The sequence below is a fragment of the Zavarzinia sp. genome, assembly GCF_041650655.1.
Classification (GTDB): Bacteria; Pseudomonadota; Alphaproteobacteria; order Zavarziniales; family Zavarziniaceae; genus Zavarzinia.
Genome location: NZ_JBAZKR010000290.1, coordinates 1 through 2,551 on the forward strand (window position 1 = coordinate 1; position 2,551 = coordinate 2,551).

Sequence of the window (2,551 nt, forward strand, 5' to 3'; positions counted from 1 at the left end):
AGAGCGGCAGGTTCTGCACTTCCTGCGCTGCCTGCACCAGATGGTGGAACTCGTCGGTGTTCAGCTGGCCGCGCCGGATCTTTTCGGAAACGATGCGCGACTGTTCCGAGAGCATGCGCATGGCCAGCTGTTCGGACGACATTTCGAGCGAGAAGAAGGCCACGACGGCGCCTTCCGAGGTGACGACGTTCCGCCCCTGCGCGTCCTTCTCGAAACGGGCGGCGCGGGCGGCGTTGAAGGCGATGTTGGTCGCCAGCGCCGTCTTGCCCATCGACGGCCGCCCGGCGAGGATCAGGAGGTCGGAGCGGTGCAACCCGCCCAGCTTCTGGTCGAGGTCGACGAGGCCGGTGGTGACGCCGGTCAGCCGTCCGTCCGACTTGAAGGCGCGCTCCGCCGCCTCGATCGCCGCGGTCAGCCCATGGGCGAAGGGCATCAGCCCGCCCTCGCGGCTGCCGGCCTCGGCGAGGTTGAACAGCTTGCCTTCGGCGGCCTGGATCTGCTCTTCCGCGTTGGTGTCGATATCCGCCTCATAGGCGGTATTGACGATTTCCTCGCCGACCTGGATCAGCTCCCGCTTCAGGGCGAGGTCATAGATCGCCCGGCCATAGTCGACGACATTGATGATGGTGACGGCATTGGCGGCGAGGCGGGCGAGATAGGACGGCCCGCCGACCTCGGCCATGGCCGGGTCCTGCTCGAAGAAGGGGCGCAGGGTGACCGGATTGGCGATCTGCTGGCGCTCGATCAGCTTCAGCGCGTGTTCGTAGACCCGCTGGTGCAGCGGCTCGTAGAAATGATGGGCCAGCAGGAATTCGGTGACTCTTGTGATCGCCTCGTTGTTGACGAGAATCGCCCCCAGCAGGGCCTGTTCGGCCTCGATATTGTGGGGCGGCGTGCGGTAATGCGGCTCCGCACCGGTATCGTTCATGGCGAAGACCGGGGCGGGAAGGGGGCGGGCGGTATCCATCGCCGCAGTCTAGCCGCTTGCGCCCCCGAAGCGAGAGCCGAACCGCCGGCTTTTCCAACCATCCCCAGGAATCTTGTCCACAGCCTGTGAACGTCGGGGATGAACGCCCCTATTGCGCCGCGTGACGCGCGTGCTCCGCCTCGTCCTGCACATAGAGGTAGTCGCGGGTGATCGGCAGGCTGGCGACATCGTGGCCGAGCTGGACCTGGAACACCACCTGGCCGCCGACCCGGAACGAGGCTTCGCAGGAGGCGAGATAGAGATCCCACATCCGGCAGAAGCGGGCGTCGTAAAGCGCCTCCGCCTTGTCCCGATGGGCGAGGAAGCGGCGGCGCCATTCCTTCAGCGTCTCGGCATAATGGAGGCGCAGGATTTCCACGTCGGCGGCGACGAGGCCGCAGCGCTCGACCGAGGCCATCAGCTCGGACAAAGCAGGCGTATAGCCGCCGGGGAAGATGTATTTGGCGATGAAGCTGTTGGTCGGCCCCGGCGGCCCGGCCCTTCCGATGGTGTGCACCATGGCGGCGCCATCGTCGGCCAGAAGCTCGCGGATCTTGCCGAAATAGGCGTCGTAGAAGCCGACGCCGACATGTTCGAACATGCCGACCGAGACGATGCGGTCGAAGCGGCCGGTGACGGCGCGGTAGTCGATCAGCTCGAACTTCACCCGGTCGGCGAGGCCCGCCCTGGCCGCGCGCTGGCGGGCGAGGGCGAGCTGTTCGGTCGACAGGGTGATGCCGGTGACGTCGACGCCGTAGTCCCGCGCGAGGGTGAGGGCAAGGCCGCCCCAGCCCGAGCCGATGTCGAGCACGCGCATCCCCGGCTCCAGCCGCAGCTTCCTCGCGATATGCGCCTTCTTCGCGGCCTGCGCCTCTTCGAGGCTCATGTCCGGCCGCGCGAAATAGGCGCAGGAATATTGCCGGTCAGGGTCGAGGAAGAGGTCGTAGAGCGCGCCCGAGAGATCGTAGTGATGCGCGACGTTCCGGCGCGACGCCCGTGCCCGGTTCAGCTGCTCGAGCGGACGCAGCAGATGGCGCAGCACCAGTTTCAGCCTCGACAGGCCGGTGAGGCCGACCTTCTCGAAATTGTGCACGACCACCATGCAGACGTCATAGACGTCGCCATCCTCGATGGTCAGGCGCCCGTCCATATAGGCTTCGGCGAAGCCGAGGCTGGGGTCGAGCGCGGCCGCGATCAGCACCGAGCGGTCGTGGATGCGGATGGTTGGGCACGGACCGTCGCCACCTTCGCCATAAATCTGGCGGCGTCCGTTCGGATAGATGATCGCAAGGCGGCCGTGGCGAATGACTTGCGAGAGCAGATTGTCGAGCAACATCACATGAACCCCCGGGGGAAAGCGGTTCAGGACTGGATCGACGTCGAGGCACTGGCAGCCGGTGCCGGGCCTGCCCCGCCTGAAAGGACGGGGGAGGACGCAGCGGTTGACACCGTGTCCCATACGCCGGGATTAAGCGGTCAACATTCTTGAACGAATTAAAAGTGAACCCCGCCCGGGGCGCAATAGGCGATCTTGCGTAGGCCCCGCCCGCGGCGGCGCATGGCGGGCATGTCCCGAGGGCCGGG

Annotated in this window: 2 protein-coding genes; both read right to left on the reverse strand. The window is 66.3% G+C overall.

The genetic code is table 11. From position 1 onward, the window contains the following. Positions 1–967: DnaB-like helicase C-terminal domain-containing protein (locus WC493_RS23740; RefSeq protein WP_373069214.1), on the reverse strand; the 967-nt coding region annotated here is incomplete at its 3' end. A gap of 109 nt (positions 968–1,076) precedes the next feature. Beyond that, positions 1,077–2,303 (reverse strand): class I SAM-dependent methyltransferase, encoded by a 1,227-nt coding sequence (locus WC493_RS23745; protein ID WP_373069216.1) that lies wholly within the window; start codon positions 2,301–2,303, stop codon positions 1,077–1,079. Between the last annotated feature and the right edge of the window lie 248 nt (positions 2,304–2,551).